The sequence below is a fragment of the Massilibacteroides vaginae genome (genome assembly GCF_900178525.1).
Lineage (GTDB): Bacteria > Bacteroidota > Bacteroidia > Bacteroidales > Tannerellaceae > Massilibacteroides > Massilibacteroides vaginae.
In genome coordinates this window covers 1-1,432 of record NZ_FXDJ01000002.1, presented here as the reverse complement: position 1 = coordinate 1,432, position 1,432 = coordinate 1, and the positions used below count along the sequence as shown (strand labels likewise).

The following is a 1,432-nucleotide window of genomic DNA, read 5'->3' as shown; positions in this document are numbered from 1 at the left end:
CTGAATGACTATTTCTTGTTTTGTATACATACTTAACATTTTATATGAACGAATCCTATACGTTCATAGTTTGTAAGTGGTATACTTTTCGATTGAAAGATGGACTAATTCCTAATTAATATATACAAAGGAACAACGCTTCTCCATTGTGTTATTGCTAATTCAGGTATCATTCGTCAATCTCTATATCTTCGTTAATTACTAACTTCCACAAGTTATTGTATTCAGCCTCCTCCGCATCGTTTTCCGCCTTAAGCAAGGATTTTCGGAACGATAAACCCGCTTGCAGTCCTTTCTCATACAACACTTTTGCTATTTCTTTGTAACCAAGAACTTCATCCAGTATATAGCCTAAACGTTGCACCGTTGTGGAGGGGAAGAAAGAAAAGAAATCATTGTCTACCCGTTTAAAATCAAGTTCTTCTGCCAATTCATTCAGAACTGTGGCTGCTCTGCTTAACCCACCAATCTCATGTTGGTAAAAAATTAAATCCATCGCAGTTAGTTCAGATCCGGATATATTAATATAGCCTGTTTTCGTTACTTTTTGCTCTATATAGACTTGTGGAATTGCCTTTTTTCCCAGAAAATTTATCTTCACCTCGTTTTTATGTTTATCCCGGTAATTTCCTTTATCGGTTATTACGGTTAATTCTTGCGGTTGTTGATGAGAAGCACCATAAAAAGTAGCAGCATTTAATAACCCGATATAATACTTCCGGTTTAGATAAGTCATCAACTGCCCTATATAAACCATTGGTGGGACAGAGCCTTTCAGCTCATATTCCACAGGAATAATTATATAAAAGCCCCTCCATACTGATTGTATCTTACCTGCCTCAACCAATCTCCATAGGGATACACGTTTGTTCGTTTCTGTTATATGAGGAAAGCATGCATTAACCTCATCAAGCGAAAAAGTTATTTTCCCCTTTTTAGGTAAATCCAGAATCCATTTCCTTATTTTTTGTTCTCTCTCCATTCAACTGTGTCTACATTGTAGACGCAAAGATATACATATATAGTATATTATTGCGATTGTTATGTTTTTAATTTCAACTTTTTTATAGTGTTGAAACCACAAAACATTCAAATCGCAATAATACACACTATCAGTATATTATCGCGATTAAATATCTTTTGATCGGCTACTAATGACGTGGTTTTTTTGTTGATAACTCTTTTTCAACCCAACCACTCCTCCCTGTCATCTCGACCACCTTCCTCTTGTCATCTCGACCGGAGTGGAGAGATCTCTGCATAAAGCTTTGTTCAATAATAGTCAGACGGTATGAGATGCTTCGGCAGGCTCAACATGACAGTGGATGGGGCAGGGTTTTAAGGGGTTTCACCCCTGTGACCCCACATCATTTTTTGGCTTGATCCAAAAAACGAAGCAAAAAAGATCAAGGCTGCACTTCCTTCGCTAAAA

1 protein-coding gene is annotated in these 1,432 nt (G+C 37.0%); it reads right to left on the bottom strand.

Annotated elements, in window-relative coordinates; translation table 11 throughout:
• Positions 1 to 169: 169 nt before the first annotated feature.
• Positions 170 to 982, bottom strand: a complete 813-nt coding sequence (locus B9Y81_RS00015; RefSeq protein WP_085534959.1) for a type IV toxin-antitoxin system AbiEi family antitoxin domain-containing protein — start codon at positions 980 to 982, stop codon at positions 170 to 172.
• Between the last annotated feature and the right edge of the window lie 450 nt (positions 983 to 1,432).

Bases quoted from the DNA above. Each gene is read 5' to 3' on its own strand.
- B9Y81_RS00015 (WP_085534959.1), bottom strand. From the start codon at position 982: ATGGAGAGAGAACAAAAAATAAGGAAATGGATTCTGGATTTACCTAAA.